Origin of the sequence: Sphingopyxis sp. H053 (assembly GCF_001468225.1) — a bacterium.
In the GTDB taxonomy this organism is placed as follows: Bacteria; Pseudomonadota; Alphaproteobacteria; order Sphingomonadales; family Sphingomonadaceae; genus Sphingopyxis.
Genome location: NZ_LNRU01000013.1, coordinates 56,479 through 75,890, shown reverse-complemented (window position 1 = coordinate 75,890; position 19,412 = coordinate 56,479). Strand labels below are relative to the sequence as shown.

Annotated in this window: 15 protein-coding genes; 7 read left to right on the top strand and 8 right to left on the bottom strand. The window is 65.1% G+C overall.

What is annotated here, in order from left to right:
- Positions 1–16: 16 nt before the first annotated feature.
- The 4 genes from ATE70_RS20680 to ATE70_RS20665 form a co-directional block, all read right to left on the bottom strand.
- Positions 17–2,203 (bottom strand): TonB-dependent receptor, encoded by a 2,187-nt coding sequence (locus tag ATE70_RS20680; protein ID WP_058539455.1) that lies wholly within the window; start codon positions 2,201–2,203, stop codon positions 17–19.
- A gap of 4 nt (positions 2,204–2,207) precedes the next feature.
- Positions 2,208–3,350, bottom strand: coding sequence for a dipeptidase (locus tag ATE70_RS20675; RefSeq protein ID WP_058539454.1), 1,143 nt, complete (start codon positions 3,348–3,350; stop codon positions 2,208–2,210).
- 84 nt (positions 3,351–3,434) lie between these two features.
- A complete protein-coding gene (locus ATE70_RS20670; protein ID WP_231740088.1) occupies positions 3,435–4,424 on the bottom strand; it encodes a dipeptide epimerase in 990 nt (329 codons plus the stop codon).
- Positions 4,425–4,438: 14 nt separating this feature from the next.
- Complete coding sequence (locus tag ATE70_RS20665) at positions 4,439–6,418, bottom strand: serine hydrolase domain-containing protein (RefSeq protein ID WP_058539495.1); 1,980 nt, start codon at positions 6,416–6,418, stop codon at positions 4,439–4,441.
- A gap of 142 nt (positions 6,419–6,560) precedes the next feature.
- On the opposite strand from ATE70_RS20665, the gene ATE70_RS20660 reads away from it, so the two are divergent.
- Together ATE70_RS20660 and ATE70_RS20655 are read left to right on the top strand one after the other, a co-directional pair.
- Entirely contained in the window at positions 6,561–7,184 is a 624-nt protein-coding gene (locus tag ATE70_RS20660) for a helix-turn-helix domain-containing protein (protein WP_058539452.1), read from the top strand.
- 23 nt (positions 7,185–7,207) lie between these two features.
- Complete coding sequence (locus ATE70_RS20655) at positions 7,208–8,905, top strand: N-acyl-D-amino-acid deacylase family protein (RefSeq protein ID WP_082639470.1); 1,698 nt, start codon at positions 7,208–7,210, stop codon at positions 8,903–8,905.
- Here ATE70_RS20655 and ATE70_RS20650 read toward each other — a convergent pair.
- Positions 8,902–9,798: an oxygenase MpaB family protein gene (locus ATE70_RS20650; RefSeq protein ID WP_231732785.1), complete on the bottom strand. Its 897-nt coding sequence runs from the start codon at positions 9,796–9,798 to the stop codon at positions 8,902–8,904. The two genes, ATE70_RS20655 and ATE70_RS20650, sit on opposite strands and share 4 nt — an antisense overlap.
- Positions 9,799–9,812: 14 nt before the next feature.
- Entirely contained in the window at positions 9,813–12,263 is a 2,451-nt protein-coding gene (locus ATE70_RS20645; protein WP_058539451.1) for a TonB-dependent receptor, read from the bottom strand.
- Between the two features lie 142 nt (positions 12,264–12,405).
- Between ATE70_RS20645 and ATE70_RS20640 the strand changes: the two genes are divergently transcribed.
- Positions 12,406–13,152 carry a helix-turn-helix transcriptional regulator gene (locus ATE70_RS20640; RefSeq protein WP_058539450.1) on the top strand — a complete coding sequence of 249 codons (747 nt, stop codon included), beginning with the start codon at positions 12,406–12,408 and terminating at the stop codon, positions 13,150–13,152.
- Between the two features lie 49 nt (positions 13,153–13,201).
- Positions 13,202–14,332 carry an acyl-CoA dehydrogenase family protein gene (locus tag ATE70_RS20635; RefSeq protein WP_058539449.1) on the top strand — a complete coding sequence of 377 codons (1,131 nt, stop codon included), beginning with the start codon at positions 13,202–13,204 and terminating at the stop codon, positions 14,330–14,332.
- Here the strand turns inward: ATE70_RS20635 and ATE70_RS20630 are convergent.
- Positions 14,329–15,351: an acyl-CoA dehydrogenase family protein gene (locus tag ATE70_RS20630; protein ID WP_058539448.1), complete on the bottom strand. Its 1,023-nt coding sequence runs from the start codon at positions 15,349–15,351 to the stop codon at positions 14,329–14,331. The genes ATE70_RS20635 and ATE70_RS20630 overlap by 4 nt on opposite strands.
- A 210-nt stretch (positions 15,352–15,561) precedes the next feature.
- On the opposite strand from ATE70_RS20630, the gene ATE70_RS20625 reads away from it, so the two are divergent.
- On the top strand, positions 15,562–16,473 hold the full coding sequence (locus ATE70_RS20625) for a DMT family transporter (RefSeq protein WP_058539447.1): 912 nt from the start codon (positions 15,562–15,564) through the stop codon (positions 16,471–16,473).
- On the opposite strand, the gene ATE70_RS20620 is transcribed toward ATE70_RS20625, so the two are convergent.
- Entirely contained in the window at positions 16,470–17,372 is a 903-nt protein-coding gene (locus ATE70_RS20620) for a hydroxymethylglutaryl-CoA lyase (protein ID WP_058539446.1), read from the bottom strand. The two genes, ATE70_RS20625 and ATE70_RS20620, sit on opposite strands and share 4 nt — an antisense overlap.
- Before the next feature lie 118 nt (positions 17,373–17,490).
- Between ATE70_RS20620 and ATE70_RS20615 the strand changes: the two genes are divergently transcribed.
- Complete coding sequence (locus ATE70_RS20615; protein WP_058539445.1) at positions 17,491–18,654, top strand: CaiB/BaiF CoA transferase family protein; 1,164 nt, start codon at positions 17,491–17,493, stop codon at positions 18,652–18,654.
- A 4-nt stretch (positions 18,655–18,658) separates the two neighbouring features.
- A complete protein-coding gene (locus ATE70_RS20610; protein ID WP_058539444.1) occupies positions 18,659–19,363 on the top strand; it encodes a glutathione S-transferase family protein in 705 nt (234 codons plus the stop codon).
- Positions 19,364–19,412 lie beyond the last annotated feature (49 nt).

The window sequence follows — 19,412 nt, the reverse complement described above, 5'->3', positions numbered from 1 at the left end:
TCCAACTCCAATTCGCTCAGAAGGCCATGTCGAGCGCAACGCCGATCGTCCGCGGCTGTAGCGGCGAGATCGCGAGGAAGCTCGGCCGGTTGAGCCCGTCGGCGAGCGTCGAACGCGCCATCTCACCCTTGTTGTCGAACAGGTTGCGCGCATAGGCGCGCACTGTCCAGTGATCGCCCAGGGTCACCGAGGCGTTGAGGTCGACCGACGTATAGGCTTTGGCGCGCGCGACAAGCGGATCGCTCTCGACCAGCGACAGGCGGTTGCCCGCGTGGCGAATGCCGGCGCCGAAGCTGCCCTTGTTGCCGCCGCCGAGTTCGAATTCATAATCGGCGCGCAGCGCGCCGCTGAACTTCGGCACCGCGGGCAGGCGGTCGCCCTTGGCACCGCTGATGTCGGGCACATCCTCGCTGAGCGTCGCGTCGGTATAGCTTCCCGTCGCGCTGATCGTCAGGCCGGGCGCGGGGCGCAGCGCCAGGCTGCCTTCGAAACCCTTGCTCGTCGCCTTGCCGCCATTCGCGCCGCCCGAGACGCCGCCAAAGGCACGCGTGACCTGAATGTCGGTCCAGTCCATCCAGAAGAAGGCGGCGTCGACGGTGAGCATCCGGTTGGCGAAATCGGCCTTCAAGCCGACCTCATAATTGGTCATGCGATCGGCATCGACGCTCGGCGGCACGTTGGGAACGATGACGTTCGGGCCGCCGGGACGATAGCCCGTCGCGACGCGCGCATAGAGCATCGCATCCTCGTTGATGTGGAATTGCGGGCTGACCGAGAAGGTCCAGACACTCTCGGCGGATTCGCCCGGATCATTGGCGGTCGGGACGATCGCGCCCGAGCTGATCTGGGTGAAAGTCTGTTCGTTGCGCGCCCAGCGGAGGCCGCCGGTGACCTCGAACTGCTCGGTCAGCTTGAAGGTCGCGTTCGCGAAGACCGCATATTCCTTGTAGGTCGCGGGCAGTCCGACGATCGCCAGCGGATCGAGCGGCGCGATCGGGTTTCCGGCCATGTCGAACGAGCGGACGAGCTGCGCGTTGCTCGTCTCCTCGTCGGTAAAGAAGCCGCCGATCAGCCATTCGAACCGCCCGCCGCTCGGCGAGGCGAGCCGCACTTCCTGCGTCCATTTCTTGAGTCCGAGGTCGAGCGAGAAAGGCGTGATGCCCGGCGGAATCGCACCATTGGTGAGCAATGGGAAGAGCACGCCGAATGCATAGCTTGCGTCCTGCACCTGCGCGCTTTGCGTCTTGCTGTACGTCGTCGCCGAGGTCAGCGTCGCGGCGCCGAAATCATAGTCGATCGTCGCCGAATAATAGTCGAGATCGATGTCGTAGGATTCGGGCACATAATTATTGTACGAGTGGCCGTTGCCGAGCCGCTTGCCGGTGAGATCGGCGGCGTAAATGCCGTTGCCGTCGGAATCGAGCGACTGCCAGATACCGGCAAGCTTGACGCTGAGTTCGGGGGTCGGGGTCCACAGCAGCGCGGCGCGGCCGCCGCGCTGTTCATAGTCGTTCTGGTCCTTGATCCCCGCATTGTTGACGCTGTCGACCCAGCCCGGCGTCTTGCGCCACGCGAAGCTGCCCGAAATCGCGAGCGTGTCGGTCGCGATCGGCGCGTTGACATATACCTGCCCGCCCCAGCCAAGGCTGCCCGCATCCTTGATCGTGAAGCCTTCGACGCCCGCGCGGACCTTGAACTCGCGCGTGTCGGGCTGGACGGTCACATATTTGACGAGGCCGCCGATCGAACTTGCGCCATATAGCGTGCCCTGCGGGCCTTTGAGCACCTCGATCCGTTCGAGGTCATAGGGCATCAGGTCGATCGTGAACTGCCCGGCGCGGTTATAGATCGCGCTCGACCCCACCGGCGCGTCGTCGAGATAGATGCCGACCGTCTGGGCCGAATTGAGCGGCGCGACGCCGCGCAGCGTGATCGTGGTCTGCCCCGGCGTGCCGCCATTGCTGACGTTCATGCCCGGAACATAGCCCGCATAATCGACGAGCGAGGCCGAGCCCTGTTCCTGCAGCGCCTCGCCGCTGACGACGGCGATCGAGATCGGCACATCCTGTACATTCTGCGTGCGCTTCTGTGCGGTCACGACGATTTCGCCGCTCGCCTCGACGGCGGCAGCGTCCTGCGCCTGCGCCGGCATAGCGGCGGCGACCGCGGCGATGCTTGCTGCAATAAAGAGTCCCTGTTTCATCGTCTTACCCCCAGACTTGGGCCAGCAGGCGGCGGAAATTGCCACCGAGCACGGCCCGGATGTTTTCGTTGGAATAGCCCCGTCGAATGAGTTCTTCGGTGAGATCGAAGGTCTTGAGCGGATGGTCGAAGCCGTCGATGTCGATCTTGTCGCGGAAGGCGTAGCTGCCCTTGTAACTGCCTTTGAGCGCGGCATATTCGTCGGGCTTCATATCGTCATAGCCGTGCAGATCGGCGTCCGAGCCGATGCCGACATGGTCGACCCCGACGAGCTTCGCGACATGATCGATATGGTCGGCCATATGCCCGACATTGGTCGGATCGCTCGTGCGAACGAACATGCGCACCCCGGTGATCCCCATCACCCCGCCCTTCGCCGCGAGCGCCTTGATCGCCGCGTCGGTCTTGACGCGCGGGTGGTCGACCAGCGCGCGGGCGTTGCTGTGCGTGATCGCGATCGGCCCCTTGGCGATGTCGATGGCGTCGAGCGTCGTCTTGTCGCCGCAATGCGAGACGTCGACGAGCATGCGCTGCTTTTCCATCTCGGCGATGATCGCGGCGCCATAATCGCTGACGCCGCCGTCGACGCGCTCGGTGCTGCCCGATCCGATGCGATTCTGGCTGTTATAGGTCAGCTGCGCGCAGCGCAGGCCAAGCCGGCGGAACAGCGCGACATCGGCGACCCGCTCGAAATGTTCGGCATTCTGGATACCCATGATGACCGCGCATTTCTTGTCGGCCTTGGCCCGGTCGAGATCGGCGACCGTGTCGACGAGCGTGAAGACATGGCTGTTGCGCCCGGCAAAACCCTGCCAGCCGGCGAGGAATTCGAGCGCCTGCGCCTTCGCATCGGGGCCGCCAAGGCCATAAGCATTGTGAAAGCCGGTGATACCGCTCGCCCGGAACTCGGCCGCTTCGGCGTCGGTCAGCCGGTGCGCGACATAATTCTCGTCGAGCGTGATCTTAAGCGGCGCGAGCATGTCGATGACGAGCGACGAGGCGACCAGATCGACCGCGCGGCGCGAGTAGCTCTTCCCCGGCGCTGCGGTAAAGGCATAGGCGCCCTTGTTGATCATCGGCGCCGACACAGCGACACCCACCACGCCCGCGAGTGCCGCGCGGCGCGTAATCTGGAACGACGCCGTCATCCCAACCTCCCTCTTTTATAGTTTCAATTTATACTATTGTCCTAATCAGAAAATTGTCAACCGGTTTAGGACATAAATTTGTCATTATCCCCAAATTTCCGCCGGGCAATGGATCATGCCGTCGCGATATCTGACGCCCGGATCGCGATCGCGCGCAAGGAAGGTCGGCCCGTCGAGATCGACGATGTCGCACAGCTGACCGACGAGATAGGATGGCGCCATCGACAGGCTGGTGCCCATCATATTGCCGACCATGACGTCGAGGCCGAGCTTCTTCGCCTGCCGCGCGATCGCCAGCCCCTCGGTCAGCCCGCCGCATTTATCGAGCTTGATATTCACGACGTCGAAGCGGCCGACGAGCGAGGCGGTGTCGGCGAGCGACAGCGCGCTTTCGTCGGCCACGAACGGCAAGGGGCGCTTCAATCCGTCGAGATCGGCCTCGCGCCCGCGCTTCAGCGGCTGTTCGAGCTGCGCCACGCGCGCCGACACCAGCACGGGCAGCAATTCGGCGAGCGTCGCCAAGTCATAACCCTGATTGGCATCGACCCCGATCCACGCGTGCGGCCGCGCGGTGCGGATCGCGACGACGCGCGCGATATCGTCGGCAAGATCGCCGGTCAGCTTGACCTTGATCGGGGCATCCGGATCGATCGCGAGCGCGGCTTTCGCCATCGTCTCCGCACGGTCGGCCCCGAGCGTCAGCGTCGAGCGCAGCGCCTTGGGCGGGCTTAGCCCGGCGAGTTCCCATACCGGGAGCCCCGTCTGTTTGGCCTCCAGATCCCAGAAGGCGCAATCGAGCGCGTTGCGCGCGCCGCCCGGGGGGAGAAGCTGTTGCAGATCATCGCGCGTCGCGCCGTCTTCGATCGCCCCGCGCACGCGCGTCGCCTCTGCCAGCATATGGTCGATATCGTCGCCGAGATAATAGACCCCGGCGCCCTCGCCGCGCCCGACGTGCGTCCCGTCCGAAAGCTCGGCGACGAGCAGCGCGGTTTCGGTGAAGACATGCCCCGAAATGCGAAACGGCTGATGGTATGGAAAACGCTCGACCCGAAGGTCGAGCGTCAATTCCCGCATGCGCTGCGTCGCCATCAATAGACCATCCCGAAGCCATAGAGATGGAAGACGAGCGTCACCCAGACGAGGATCAGCGCGGCGAGGATCAGCAGCACCGCGCCGAGTTTCATCGTCCAGCGGCGCTTGTCCTTGATGCCGAGCCACAGGTGCCAACCCGCCGTCGCGAGCAGCCCGAAGGCGGCGAGCGGCGTCAGGATGCGCAGCAGGTGGATCAGCCAGTCGAGCGGGCCGCCGAGGCTGCCGATATCCGCCGAGAAGGCCGCGATCAGCCCGATCCAGCCGGCGAGCGCGCCGAGCGCGAGCCAGGCGAAGACCCGCGACAGGCGGTAGGCGCGCCGCGCCTTGCCCTCAAGCGCGAAGTCCGCCTTGAAGCTGCGGCGTACCAGCGCCCGCACCGGCCATGCCAGCGCCGCGAGCAGGATGATGCCGAAAGCGAAGATCAGCGCGGGGTTGAGCCACGCCGCATTGACGCTCGCCGGCGCGGGTTCGAACACCATGAAGGGCGAACCGCCATCGACGCTCCAGCGCACGACGCGGCCGTCCTTGACCTCGGCGGCAACACGTTCGCCGGTGCCGGTGTCGCGCCATACGAAGGGCTCGACCTCGACCCAGTCGCGTGCGCCGGCACCAAGGCCGTCGAGCGCCGGCAGCGTGATCTTGCCGTCCTCGGTCAGCGAGATCGTCAACTGGCCGAGCAGGCCGAACAGGCTGGCAAAATTGGTGAAGCTGCCGCGGCTGCTGACATAATGGCCGACCATCATTTGCGCATGTTCTTTGGCGGTTTTGGCGTCGACGGTACCGGGCTTCTCGCTGCCGGGCAGGTAGCGATCGGCGAATTTGTGGAACAGCGCGCTGCGGATCGCGCCCGCATCGCCCTGCGTGCCCGCGCTGTTCATCGAGATATAGACGCCGATGTCGGCGTCGGGGAACAGCCACAGATAGGAGTGGAACCAGACGGTATCGCCGCCATGCGCGATCGCGCGGTGGCCGTTGACCCATTGTTCGTAGAATCCGAGCGCCATGCTGTTGAGCGGGCCGACGCCGGGCGCCTTGAAATCATGCATCTGCTTCGCGGTTTCGGGCTTCAGTAGGCCCGCACCGTCGTTCAGATGCGCGATCATGAACTTGCCCATATCGGCGCCGCTCGCCGACAGGCTGCCCGCGGGTGCCGGGACCACGATCTCGAACGGCTTCGCCTTTTGCGTGACGTCGGGATAGCCCTTTGCCATATGCGGCGCGAGATGGGCGGGCAGCGGCTGGCGGAAGGTCGAATGCGCCATGCCGAGCGGCTTGAAGATATGATTGTCGACATAATCGTCGAAATCCTCGCCGCTCACCCGCTCGACGATATAGCCCGCGAGCGCGGTCGCATAGTTCGAGTAAGCGGGCGTCGTACCCGGCGCGAAGACGCGGTCGGGCAGCGCGAGCGGCATCTGCTTCTTCAGCGTCATCACCGCTTTGGGATCGCTGCTGATCAGATGGCGGATCGATTCCTGGAAACCCGCGGTGTGCGTCATGATGTTGCGCATCGTGACCGGCTTGCCCTCATAGGGCGGAATCTTGAAATCGAGATAGGCGTTGACGTCCTTGTCGAGGTCGATCTTGCCCGCCTCGACCTGCTGCATCACCGCGGTCCAGGTGAAGAGCTTCGACACCGATCCCGGCCGGAACAGCGTGGTCTCGGGAAGAACCGGCGCGCGCTTGGCGACGTCGGAGAAGCCATAGCCCTTTTGGAGCACCACTTGATTGCCGCGCACGACGACGACGACCGCGCCCGGGATGCGCGCGCGTTCGAGCGCATAGGGCAGATAGCCGTCGAGCCAGGCTTCGAGATCCTTGGCGTCGAGCGCGACCGGCGCCGTGGCGGTTTTTGCAACCGGAACGGCGGCAGTTTCGACTTTCTTCACGGTGGGCGCGGGCACAGGCCCCTGCGCCGCCAGCGGCAGCGCGGCAAAAGCCGCCAGCCCGATCATCGCCTTGCGGATGAAACGCATCGCTTTCCCCTTTTCATTGTCGCGGCCTGTCACATCTTGCAGCAAGCCGCGCGACCCCTTACCAAGGGACCAACATCTATTGGCCCGATAGGGACATAATGATCCTGATTGGAAAATTGTCAAATATGGAATGGAAAAATTAATGGCTGATCGCGGAGCCCCGCCAACGCTCGGCACGGTGATGAAGAGCATTCGCTCGCGAAACGGCTGGACGCTCAAGGAAATGAGCGCGAAATCGGGCATCCCCGTCTCGACGCTGTCGAAGGTCGAGCACGACCGGCTGACGCTGAGCTATGACAAGCTCCAGCAGCTCAGCCAGCGACTCAACATCCGCATGTCGGACCTGTTCGCCGAGGATGACGAAGATACGGCCCCGCGCGTCACCGGCCGCCGCAGCATCGGCACGATCGACCAGGCGGTGCGCGTCACCACCGACAATTACGACTATCACTATCTGTGCACCGACCTGCGGCAAAAGCGGATGATCCCGATCATCACGCGAATCCGCGCGCACAGTGCGCGCGAATTCGGCGATCTCGTCCGCCATCAGGGCGAGGAATTCATCTTCGTCCTTGAGGGCGAGGTCGAGATTCACACCGAATTCTATGACCCCGTCGCGCTGAAGACCGGTCAGGGCATTTATCTCGATTCGTCGATGGGCCACGCCTATGTCGTCGCCGAGGGATATGAGGAGGCGCTGGTTCTCGGCGTCTGCTCGAGCGCCGACGACGGGCTGATGGACAGCCTGATGAGCCTGCACGGCTGACACCCCAGATCACGGAGAAACTGATGGCATCCCACCGGCGCTTCGCACCTTCCTTCATGCTGCTTTGCAGTTCGATGCTGGTATCCGCATCGGTGGCCGCACAGACGCCCGCCTACGACCTCATCATCCGCGGCGGGACGATCTACGACGGGTCGGGCAAGGCGCCGGTCGTCGGCGACGTCGCGATCAAGGACGACCGCATCGTCGCGGTGGGCAAGGTCGACGGCACCGCAAAGACCGAGATTGCGGCCAAGGGCATGGCGGTCGCGCCGGGCTTCATCAACATGCTGAGCTGGGCGACCGAGTCGCTGATCGCCGACCCCAAGAGCCAAAGCGACATAAGGCAGGGCGTCACGCTGGAGGTAATGGGCGAAGGCTGGTCGATGGGGCCGGTGAACGCCAAGATGAAGGCGCTGGAGACCGAACGACAGGGCGACATCAAATTTCCCATCGAGTGGACATCGCTTGGCGATTATCTGGGCTGGCTCGAAAAGCGCGGCGTGTCGACCAATGTCGCGAGCTTCGTCGGCGCCGCGACGGTGCGCGTCCATGAGCTGGGCGAAGGCGATGTCGACCCGACCCCCGAACAGCTCGGCCGGATGCGCACTCTCGTCCGTCAGGCGATGAACGAAGGCGCGATGGGGGTCGGCAGCTCAATCATCTATGCGCCGGGATCCTATGCCGAGACCGACGAACTTGTTGCGCTGACGAGCGAAGCGGCGAAATGCGGCGGCATGTATATCAGCCACATGCGCTCCGAAGGCGACCGGATCGAGGAAGCCGTCGACGAGCTGATCGACATTTCGCGCCGCTCGGGCGCGCCGGCCGAAATCTATCACCTCAAGATGGCGGGGCGCAGCAACTGGAGCAAGCTCGACACGATCGTGAAGAAGATCGAGGCGGCGCGCGCCGAAGGGCTGAAGATCACGACCGACATGTACACCTATACCGCGGGTGCGACCGGGCTCGACGCCGCGATGCCGACGTGGGTGCAGGCAGGCGGGCTCGAGGAGTGGATCAAGCGGCTGAAAGACCCCGCGATCCGCGCGCGCGTCGCCGCCGAGATGAAGAAGCCGGGCAGCGACTGGGAAAATCTCTATTTCGGCGCGGGCGCCGACAAGATGATCCTGTCGGGGTTCAAGAATGACGCGCTGAAACCGCTGACCGGAAAGACGCTCGCCGAGGTCGCGGCGATGCGCGGCAAAAGCCCCGAAGAGGTCGCGATGGACCTCGTCGTCGAGGACGGCTCGCGCGTCGGCACCGTCTATTTCCTGATGTCCGAGGACAATGTGCGGAGGCAGATCCAGCTGCCATGGATGAGCTTCGGCTCCGACGCAGCGTCGCAGGCGACCGAGGGCGTCTTCCTGAAATCGGGCGCACACCCGCGTACCTATGGTAATTTCGCGCGGCTGCTCGGGCGCTACGTCCGCGACGAAAAGCTGATTTCGCTCGAGCAGGCGGTGTACCGCCTCACCACCCTGCCCGCGACCAATTTGGGCATCAAGGATCGCGGGGCGCTGAAGCCCGGCTATTATGCCGATGTCGTGGTGTTCGATCCGGCGACGATCGGCGACCGCTCGACCTTCGAGAAACCGCACCAATATTCGGTCGGGATGCGCGACGTTTTCGTCAACGGCGTTGGCGTGTTGCGGAATGGCGAGCATAGCGGCGCGACGCCGGGGCGCGCGGTGCGCGGCGCAGGCTTTAATCGCTGCAGCTAGGCGGCGAGCAAGCGCCGCTGCTCGGCGGGTGATTTGAACAGGAAATCATGCGGCAGGCCAAGGCGGACGCTCGCCTGACAATGCGGCGCGGTGCGATCGACGTGACGGTCGGCAAGCCGGCCGGCGATGCGCAGCGCGGTGCGGTCGAACCGCGTCAGATCGTAACGCGGGCCGAGTTCGAGCTGGCGCCGGATATGCCCCGGAAGCAGCGACACAGACGCGCGCGCGATCGCGCGATGCAGGAAACGCGGCACGCCCGGCGCGGCGCGGCCCGACTGGATAATGTCGAGAAATTCGAAGATGATCGGATGCGGTTCGAAGCACGGTTCGAGTTCGTCCATCATTGCCATGAAGGCATCGACAGTGGGCGGCGTATGCCGCGCCCCGAACTCGCGCCCGATCGCATCGCCATCGGCCATGAAGCGGTCCTTGTCGGTATCGCTGATCCGATGAACGAAACGGTCATAGGCCATCAGGAAGCCATAAGAAGCGGTTGCGGCGACCCAATCGAGCAATACCGGATCGAGCGCGCGATATTTCGTGCCGCCGGGCGTATCGCCTTTGACCTTGCCATGCATCCGGTTCACCTGCCCGATGACGGCTTTCGCGCTGCTCGCGGGGCCATAGCAGGCGAGCATCGCGACGAGCCCGGTGCGGCGCGAGCGGCCGATCGGGTCGGCCTTGTAGGTCGAATGGTCCCACACCCCCGATCGGATACGCGGCTCGGCGAATTCGAGCAGCACCGCAGCGATCCCGCCGATGCCGAGCGCGATCGGGTTCTTGTAGATACGCCACTGGACGCTGTCGGGCGCGAGCAGCGCGGGCTCGCCGAGGGGCGCGGCGAAATCGATCGCCGTCCCGAGATATTCACTCTGCATCGCCAAACGCGCCACGCGGCTCTTCTCCTTTAAAACTCGTAACCCACGGTCAGGCCATAGGTTCGCGGCTGGTTGGCGAAACGCACCACGACGTTGGCGTTGCTGGCGACGGCCGACCAGTAATATTTGTCGAACAGGTTCTTTGCCCACAGCGACACCGACCAGCCGCTTTCGTCCTTCAGGCCAAGGCTCGCGTTGACCGTGCCATAGGCATCGACCTTGTAGAGATCGAGATCCTCGAAGATCGTGTTCGACTTGCTCTGGTAACGCGCGCTGACCGCGCCGGTCAGGTTGACCGTGTCGCTGACCGGCGTGTCGTAAGCGAGCGTCAGGCTGCCCTGGAATTTGGGGCTGTAGATGAATTCGGCGCCGTCGAAATTCTGCGGCTGCCCCGCCGCGTTGGTGCCGTTGTAGTCGTTGATCCGTGTCTTCAGATAGAGCGCATTGGCCGCGATCGTAAGGCCGGTCGCCGGCCGGATCGTCAGCTCGCCCTCGACGCCATAGGCTTCGCTGTCGGGGACATTATCGAGGCGCGAGAGCGCGGTATAGATCGGATCGGCGAAATAGGTGCTGATCTGCTTGTCGCGATAATCATAATAGAAGGCCGAGAGATTGGCCTGCACCGCGCGGTCGGCGAGCGTCGCCTTCACGCCGACTTCGTAGGCGGTCAGCTTTTCCTGTTTCACCGGCGCATTCTGGCGCGCGAGGTTTGCGGCGTTGATCGGCGTCGTCCCCGATTTATAGCCGCGCGACACCGAGGCGTAGAGCAAGGTGTCGTCGTTCGGCGACCAGTCGAGCGCGACGCGCCACGCGACGTTGTTTTCCTTGAGCAGCGACTGCACCTCGCCGAAGGTGCCCGTCGCGGGGTCGAAGGTGTTGCACTGCCCTTGCGAAATCTGCGGCGCGAGCATGCCATAGGTTTGCAGATAGAGCGCGCGGTTCACGACGTTGACGTTGGGCAGCATATTGCCGTTGAAGTCGCGCGAGCAGCCGTTGTAGCGCTGTTTGTCCTCGGTATAGCGCACCCCGACGGTGAGCTTGAGCTGGTCGGTCAGTTCGGCATCGGCGTTGCCGAAAATGCTCCAGGTCCTGGTGCGGATGCGCCCGAAATCCTCATAGGTGCGAAAAGCCTGGCTGAGTTGCAGCGGGGTATAGCCGCCCGAATTGAAGATCGGGCTGGCGAGAAGCGGCGCCCCCGCCGCGCGGATCAGTCCGACGTTGGCGTTCTGGCCGAGCAGAGTGCGGTTGGAATCGATGATGCGGTCGTTCGCATAATAGCCGCCGACGAGCCAGTTCACCGCGCCCGCCTCGCCCTCGACATGCAGTTCCTGCGCAAAGCTCTTGATCCGCCCGACGGTGTTCTGGAGGAGGATTTCGAACGGCGCGCCGCTCCAGTCGGAGAGCGCGTTGCGCTTGAAGTCGTTGTAGCTGGTGAGCGAGACGAGCTTCGCCGTCTCACCGAGATCCTGGTCCCAGCGCAGCTTGAGACCCCAGAAACGATTATCCTCGGCGAGCGGGCCATCGAGACCGAGCCCGGTGCCGATATCGGCCGAGCGCGACGCTTCGGGCGCCCAGTCGGCTTGGCTCGCCTTGGTCGGGAAATTGTTCGCCAGATAAGTGGCAAGCCCCGGCGCGTTGAAGAAGCGCGAGTTGCTGGTGCCGCTGACCGGGTTGGTCGCGGGGGTGAAACCGATCCCCTGCCCGGCAACGGTGTCCGACTTGTTGCGCCAATATGTGACCGACAGATCGAAATGCGTCCCCGGCGCGGGATCGATCGCGAGCGACCCGCGCACGCCATATTTCTCGACCTCGCCGAGCCGTTCGCCCCGCGTATTGCTGACCTGCCAGCCCTTGTCGCTATTCTCGCTGCGGAACGCGATGCGCGCCGCGATTCCCTCGCCGAGCGGGCCCGAGATATGACCACCGATATTATACGTCTGATAGTTACCGAGATCGGCCTTGATGCTGCCCTCGAAGCTGTCGGTCGGTTTGGCGGTGATGAAGTTGATCAGGCCCGCGGTCGTGTTGCGGCCATAGAGCGTGCCCTGCGGCCCCTTGAGCACTTCGACGCGTTCGAGGTCCATGACCGGGCCGGTGTTCATGATCGGATAGGCGTAGGCGACTTCGTCCACGTAAGTACCGACGGTCGAGGTCGAGGAGAGGTTGATCGTGTTGAAGCCGATCCCGCGCAGCGTATAGGTCGGCACGCCCTGATAGCTTTGCGAGACGGTGAAGCTCGGCGCCACCGTGGTGAGGTCGCGCATGTCGGTGACGCGGAGGTTTTCGAGCGTCGCGCCGTCGACCGCCTGAATCGCCATGCCGACGTCGTTCATCGATTCGGCGCGGCGCTGCGCAGTGACGATGATGTCGCCTTCGGCCGCGACCGTATTGGCGGGCGCTTCCTCGGCGGCGAACGCCGGCACCGCCAGGGCGAGCCCCATCGCGGAACCCGCGCCCAGGAAAATACGCATTGCCTTCATCACTCATCCTCCCTCAAACGGCTTGTCGCGGAGCTCGTCTTTGTGCGAGCGTCGCGCGAAACCGGACCGTGACAAAACAGAGGATTGCGGCCGGACGAACAAGCTGACACCTGTGTCAGGATAGCGGAGGGAAAAGCGGAGCATGGATCATCAGCGCGAATCCTGGGCGGAAATGCCCGCGCTGATTGCAGCGGTGCAGGCAGCGGGCGACAAGATCGGCCTGCCCTTCGTCGCGGCGCAGGCCGACCTCGGCGACCCCGAACCGATGAGCGACGAGGCGGGTCGCCCCTATGCCGAAACGAGTTTCCGATGGGTCGACCCGAACTATGCCTATTGGCGCGACCGCAAGCTGGCGTTGCAACTGGCTTTCCTGACCGCCGCGCGGCTCGTCGCCGAACCCTTTTATTACAGCGATGGACATCTCGGCACATGGCGGCCGACGCATCTGCTCGACGAGGTGGACTGCTCGCAGGCGAAAAACACGCCCAATTTCGGCGAAGCGATCATCGCGCCGGTGCATCTGCCGCGCGGGCTGGTCGGCGCCGTCTTCTGGTGCTCGCGCGAACCCGTCGGGGTCGAGGCGCTGTTCGCAAAGCACGCCGGCGACCTGCACAATCTCGCGCTCAAGCTCGTCGCGACGCACAATGAAGCGCGCGACCGGCCGCGCAACGCCACCGTGCCGCAGACGCTGACCCGCCGCGAGGTGCAGTGCCTGCGCTGGGCAGCGGCGGGCAAGACCGACGGCGAGATCGGGATCATATTGACACTGTCGGTATCGACGGTGCGGTTCCACCTGCGCAACGCCGCGGCAAAGCTCGGCGCGACCGGGCGCGCGCAGTCGATCCAGATCGCCGCGGGGCTGGGCTTCGTCGGCGCGCGCGCGGCCTGATGCAGGTGCCAGCTTGGCCCCGCCTCACCGCGACCTACAAGTCCGGGGCATGGACATGCTGAACGACCCGGCGCTGACAGCCTTTCGCGATGAGGTGAGCACCTTCCTCGCCGCGCATCTGCCCGACGATATCCGCCGCGGTGCGGCGCGTGCGACAAGCGTCTTTATCGATCCCGACATCTCGCTGCCGTGGCAGCGCATCCTCCATGCCAAAGGCTGGGCAGCGCCCGACTGGCCCGCCGAATTCGGCGGCCCGGGATGGAGCGAGATCGAACGTTACATCTTCGCCGCCGAGTGCGCGCAGGCCGGGGCACCGAACCTCGCGCCGATGGGTCTCAAGATGGTCGCCCCGGTGATCATGCATTATGGCAGCGCCGAACAGCGCGCGCATTATCTGCCGCGCATATTATCGGGCGAGGATTATTGGTGCCAGGGCTTTTCGGAGCCCGGCGCGGGATCCGACCTGGCCGCGCTGCAATTGCGCGCGGTGCCCGATGGCAGCGATTATATCCTGAACGGGTCGAAGATCTGGACGACGCACGCGCATTTCGCCAACCGCATGTTCGCACTTGTCCGCACGTCGAACGAAGGCAAGCCGCAGGCGGGGATCAGCTTCCTGCTGCTCGACATGGCGACGCCGGGGATCATAGTCGAACCGATCCGCACGCTCGCGGGCGACCATGAATTCAATCAGGTCTTCTTCGACGACGTCCGCGTCCCGCAGGCGAACCGGCTGGGCGAAGAGAATGAAGGCTGGTCGGTCGCGAAGCATCTGCTGACCTTCGAGCGCGGCGGCAAATATGCGCCGGGGCTGATCGGACGGCTCGAACGGCTGCGCGCGCGCGACGACATCGAACCGGTGCTGCGCGCGCAGCTCGACCGCGAGGCGGTGACGCTGAAGGCGCTGCAGGCGCTCGAGATGAAGGCGATGCGCGGCGTTGGCGGCAGCGCGGCCCTCTATGCCTCGGCGCTCAAGATACTGGGGACCGAGACCGCGCAGCGCATCGACACATTGGCGTGCGAAATCGCGGGCCACGCGGCATGGGCCGACGCCGACGGGCAGACGCCCGCCGAGCTGGCGGTCGCGGTGCCGCGCTACCTCAACGACCGCGCGGCGACCATCTACGCCGGATCGAACGAGATCCAGCGCGACCTGATCGCAAGGACGATGCTGGGTTAGGCAGCCGCCTCGGCAAAACGCGCAAGATGACCGGCGCGCGGGCCGAATGCCGCCGCAATCGCGAGCGCGCGCTTGAAATGGCCGCCGAGGTTGAGCTCTTCGGTCAGCCCCATCGCACCGTGGATCTGTACCGCGCTTTCGCCGACGATGCGCACCGCGTCGCCGACCTCGATGCAGGCGGCGCTGACCGCCTGGGCGCGGTCGGCGCGGTCTTGATCGACCGCGAGGATCGCTTCCTCGGTCAGCGCCGCCGCCTTCATCGCCGCGAGTTGCATGTCGGCCGCGCGGTGGCGCAGCGACTGGAAACGCCCGATCGGCGTGCCGAACTGCTTGCGTTGGCCGAGATAATCGATGCTGTCGGCAATCATTCGCTGCATCAGGCCGACCGCTTCGGCGCAGCGCGCCGCAAGGATCAGGTCGTTCGCATAGTCGGCCGAAAGGCGCGCGGCGTTACCGCTCGCGAGCGAAGTGGTGTCCCCCGGCTTGAGCGTGAAGGCAAGGTCTGCCGAGACGCTGCCGTCGTGCATGATGCGATGCCGCTGTTCGACCTTGTCGCCATCGGCGGGGATGAGCAGCAACGCCTCGTCGCTCGCGAGGAGAAGCAAATCGGCTTCGGCTGCCCCTGCAACGAGTGCCGCGCTGCCGCGAGCCAGCTCGCCGTCGACGACGGGCATCGCTGCGGTCGAAGCCGTGCAGACGATGGCGATCCGGCGGCCGCCCACCGCAAGATCAGCCAGCGCCGGATGATCGGGCACGACCCGCGCCAGCAGCGCCGTTGCCGCGACGTGCGAAAGCCAGTCGGCGCCCGCGAGTGCCGGCCCCAGCTCGGCCATGACGACGGCGATGTCGATCGGACCGCCGCCGAAACCGCCAGCGCTTTCGGGCAGCGCGAGGCCGGCTAGCCCGAGCGACTCCGAAAGCTCGCGCCAGCCGGGACGCGCATTGTCGGCGAGGAAGCGCTGGATGCTATCACGCAGCATCTGTTGCTCGTCCGAAAGTGGCAGGTCGAGTTCGGCCATGTCAGATCGCTGGCCCGGCGGTATATATGTGCGTCATTTGCTCTCCCGCACCTGTCCTGCAACTTGCCGCGCCGCGGGTCTAGCTGATTGGCGTAACAGGTCGGGGGCAGCGATCGGTGCACGCCATATACTTAGTAATAAAACTATTGCATGGGGCCGCATGCACAGTGCGATACGAGTCGAAGATCAAATGCACGGGCAGCGGGCGGGATGAACCCGATCTGGCTTCCCGCCTCGCTGTTCGGCGGCCTGTTCCAGGCGTGGCGAACCGCGCTTCAACAGCGGCTTCGCGCCGAGCTCAGCGTCAGCGGCGCGGGGTTGGTTCGCTATCTGTACGGCCTGCCCTTCGCACTCGTTTTCGCCGCGATCTGGCTGACGATCCAGCATGATGCGATCCCGGCGTTCGGCACCGCTTTCGGCGGTTTCGCGGTCGCCGGGGCGGTCACCCAGATGGCGGGGACGATCCTGCTCATCATGGCGTTCGGGCATCGCGGGTTCGTCGTCGGCACCGCCTTTTCAAAAACCGAAGCGGTGCAGGCGGCGCTCGTCACCGCGCTGTTCCTCGGCGAGCGGCTGCCGCTGCTCGCGTGGATCGGGATCGTTGCGGGTGTTGCTGGCGTGCTGGTGCTCGCGCTGGCCGGACGCGGGGTTTCAGGGCGTGAGATATGCCGCGCACTGGGCCAGCCCGCCGCGCTGTGCGGGCTCGGCGCGGGATCGATGTTCGCGCTCGCCGCGATCGCGGTGAAGCTTGCGACCGCCGAGCTCGACGGCGTCGACCTGATCGGTTCGGCACTCGTCACGCTCGTTGTCGTCATGGCAATCCAGACCGGACTGCACCTCACGTGGGTTTTGCTGCGCGACCGCGACACCGCGCGCGCAGTTTGCCGCACATGGCGGAACTCGAGCCAGGTCGGGCTGTTGTCGGCGCTCGGCTCGGCCTGCTGGTATATCGGCTTCGCGGCGGCGCCGGCGGCACTGGTGCGCATCGTCGGGCAGGTCGAGGTCGTCTTCACGATCGGCTTCGCGCATTTCTACCTGCGCGAGCCGGTGCGCTGGCACGAGATCGTCGGGCTGCTCCTCGTCGTCGCCGGCGTGATGATGGCGCTGCTCGCGACCTTCTAGGGAAAGGCGGGCGCCTTGCTGACCATCGCCGGGAGCGGACGGCCCATCACGCCGGTGAGCCACCCGGCCGCCTCGACGACCTGCGGCAGCGTCACGCCCGTCCGGATGCCACACTGTTCGAGCATGTAGATCACATCCTCGGTCGCGACATTGCCCGCCGCGCCGGGCGCGAAGGGACAGCCGCCGAGCCCGCCGAGCGACGCATCGACCGTCGCCGCGCCTTCGTTCACCGCCGCCCAGACATTCGCGACGCCGGTGCCGCGCGTGTTGTGGAAATGGACGCGCACGGGCAGGTCGCCGACCGCCTCGCGCACGCGGCCCACCATCTCGGAAACCTGCGCGGGCACGCCGACGCCGATCGTATCGGCGAGCGCTATTTCGCGTGGGGAAGCATCGGCGGCGCGCTTCGCCATTTCGACGACGCGATCGATCGCGACCTTGCCCTCGAACGGGCAGCCGAAGGCGGTCGCGATCGTGATCTGGCCGCTGCGCCCCGCCGCTTTCGCCAGCGCGACGATCTCCATCGCGGCGGCGAGCGATTCGTCCGAGCTTTGCCCTTGATTGCGGATGCCGAAACTATCGCTCGTCACGCACACCGCACCCAATTCGTCGATCCGACCGGTAGCGAGCGCGCGCTCGGCGCCGCGGCGATTGAGGACGAGCCCGATCCAGGTCACGTCGTCGCGGTCGGGCAGCATCGCCACCAGCTCCTCGGCGTCGGCGAGCTGCGGCACCTTCTTCGGATTGACGAAGCTCGTCACCTCGATACGGCGGACACCATAATCGATCGCACGGCGGATCAGCTCCAGCTTGTCGGCGGTCGAAACGATCGCCGCTTCATTCTGAAGCCCGTCGCGCGGGCCGACCTCGACCAGTTCCACAGCATGATTTTTCAACATCTTGCGTCCCGATTATCCCGAGTCATTTAGCAGGTTGAAAATTACATAGCATTCTAAGTATACAAAGGCCATGGGCGAGGCAGGTCGTCTTACCAGAGTCGGCCGCGAAAGGAACGATATGAGCGAGACGGGCAGCGGGGGCGCGCTGGAAGGCATCAGGGTCGTCGAGATGGGGCAGCTCATCGCCGGTCCCTTCTGCGGCCAGCTTCTCGGCGACATGGGCGCCGAGATCGTCAAGCTCGAACCGCCGGAGACCGGCGACCAGATGCGCAACTGGGGCCAGGGCGACAAACCGAGCTGGTGGCGCGTGATCGCGCGCAACAAATATTCGGTGGCGGTCGATTTGCGGTCGGAGGAAGGCCAGGCGCTCGCGCGCGAGCTGATCGCCAAGGCCGATATATTGATCGAGAATTTCCGTCCCGGCACGCTCGAGAAATGGAATCTCGACCCCGCCGAACTACGCAAGACCAATCCCGGGCTGATCGTCGTGCGCGTGTCGGGCTATGGCCAGACCGGTCCCTATTCGTCGCGCGCCGGTTTCGGCGGCATCGGCGAGGCGATGGGCGGGTGGCGCGGCATCGTCGGCTATCCCGACCTGCCGCCTGCACGCATGGGGGTCTCGATCGGCGACACGCTCGCCGCCACTTACGGTTGCATGGGCGCGCTCGCCGCCCTCCACCACCGCAGCAAGACGGGCGAAGGCCAGATCGTCGATTCGGCGCTCTATGAAGCGGTGCTGCAGGTGATGGAATCGACCGTGTCCGACTATTCGGCGAGCGGCACCAAGCGCCGCCGCACCGGATCGACGCTGCCCGCGATCGCACCGTCGAACGTCTATCCGTGCAAGGACGGCGAATATCTGATCGGTGCCAATCAGGACGGCGTCTTCGCGCGCCTGGCCGCCGCAATGGGGCGCCCCGAACTCGCGAGCGACGCGCGTTATGCGACGCATCGCGCGCGCGGGGTGCGGCAGGAGGAGCTCGACGTGCTGATCGGTGAATGGACGAGCACGCTGACGATCGCCGAACTCGAAGCGAAGATGGTCGAAGCGGGGGTTCCCGCGGGTCGCGTCTTCGATGCCGAGGACATGATGGCTGACCCGCATTTCGCCGCGCGCGATGCGCTGGTGACGGTCGCCGACGACGAGTTCGGCGAGGTCACGATGCAGGGGGTGTTTCCCAAATTGTCAGCGACGCCGGGCAGCGTTCGCCGCCCTGCCCCGCTGACGGTCGGACAGGATAGCGCCGACGTACTGAAACGCTGGCTTGGACGGGAGGCCTGACGCGATGATCACGCTCTATGGTGGCCCGACCCCCAATGCGCGCAAGATCGCGATCGCGCTCCTCGAAATGGGGCTCGAATGGCGGCTCGAATATATCGACATTCTTGCGGGCGATCAGTTGACGCCCGAGTTCCTCGCGCTCAACCCGAACAACAAGACGCCGGTGATCGTCGATGAAGAGGGGCCCGGCGGCGCGCGGTTTGTGTTGTGGGAAACCGGCGCGATCCTGCTCTATCTCGCCGAAAAGACCGGGCGCTTCATGCCGACCGATCCGGCGGGGCGCGCGATCTGCTGGCAATGGCTGATGTTCCAGGTGTCGGGGGTCGGCCCGATGTTCGGGCAGGAAGCGCATTTCACGCACTATGCCAAGGATCGACACGAATATGCGATCGCGCGCTACAGCCGCGAGGTCGACCGGCTGATGATGGTGATCGACAAGCGTCTCGGCGAGGCCGCGTGGCTTGCCGGCGACGACTATAGCATCGCCGACATGGCGACCCTGCCCTATCTGCGTCGCCAGCTCATCGAAAAGGCCGGGCGCTTCCCCAATGTCGATCGCTGGGGCGCCGCGATGCTCGAACGCCCGGCGGTCGCCGAAGGGATGACGGTCGGCGTCGCACGCGCCGAGACGATCGAGGGCGGGCTGACGGGCTTCACCGACGAGCACCGCGCGATCCTGTGGGGCGACCGCCAGCACGCCAAACGCTGAGGCGGGCTGCGAAGCAGAAGAGCGATTGTCGGCTTTGGGGTGGGAAGTT

Excerpts from the sequence above, each read along its gene's own strand:
- ATE70_RS20680 (WP_058539455.1), bottom strand. The coding sequence starts at position 2,203 with ATGAAACAGGGACTCTTTATTGCAGCAAGCATCGCCGCGGTCGCCGCC.
- ATE70_RS20675 (WP_058539454.1), bottom strand. The coding sequence starts at position 3,350 with ATGACGGCGTCGTTCCAGATTACGCGCCGCGCGGCACTCGCGGGCGTG.
- ATE70_RS20670 (WP_231740088.1), bottom strand. The coding sequence starts at position 4,424 with ATGCGGGAATTGACGCTCGACCTTCGGGTCGAGCGTTTTCCATACCAT.
- ATE70_RS20665 (WP_058539495.1), bottom strand. The coding sequence starts at position 6,418 with ATGCGTTTCATCCGCAAGGCGATGATCGGGCTGGCGGCTTTTGCCGCG.
- ATE70_RS20660 (WP_058539452.1), top strand. The coding sequence starts at position 6,561 with ATGGCTGATCGCGGAGCCCCGCCAACGCTCGGCACGGTGATGAAGAGC.
- ATE70_RS20655 (WP_082639470.1), top strand. The coding sequence starts at position 7,208 with ATGGCATCCCACCGGCGCTTCGCACCTTCCTTCATGCTGCTTTGCAGT.
- ATE70_RS20645 (WP_058539451.1), bottom strand. The coding sequence starts at position 12,263 with ATGAAGGCAATGCGTATTTTCCTGGGCGCGGGTTCCGCGATGGGGCTC.
- ATE70_RS20640 (WP_058539450.1), top strand. The coding sequence starts at position 12,406 with ATGGATCATCAGCGCGAATCCTGGGCGGAAATGCCCGCGCTGATTGCA.
- ATE70_RS20635 (WP_058539449.1), top strand. The coding sequence starts at position 13,202 with ATGGACATGCTGAACGACCCGGCGCTGACAGCCTTTCGCGATGAGGTG.
- ATE70_RS20630 (WP_058539448.1), bottom strand. The coding sequence starts at position 15,351 with ATGGCCGAACTCGACCTGCCACTTTCGGACGAGCAACAGATGCTGCGT.
- ATE70_RS20625 (WP_058539447.1), top strand. The coding sequence starts at position 15,562 with ATGAACCCGATCTGGCTTCCCGCCTCGCTGTTCGGCGGCCTGTTCCAG.
- ATE70_RS20620 (WP_058539446.1), bottom strand. The coding sequence starts at position 17,372 with ATGTTGAAAAATCATGCTGTGGAACTGGTCGAGGTCGGCCCGCGCGAC.
- ATE70_RS20615 (WP_058539445.1), top strand. The coding sequence starts at position 17,491 with ATGAGCGAGACGGGCAGCGGGGGCGCGCTGGAAGGCATCAGGGTCGTC.
- ATE70_RS20610 (WP_058539444.1), top strand. The coding sequence starts at position 18,659 with ATGATCACGCTCTATGGTGGCCCGACCCCCAATGCGCGCAAGATCGCG.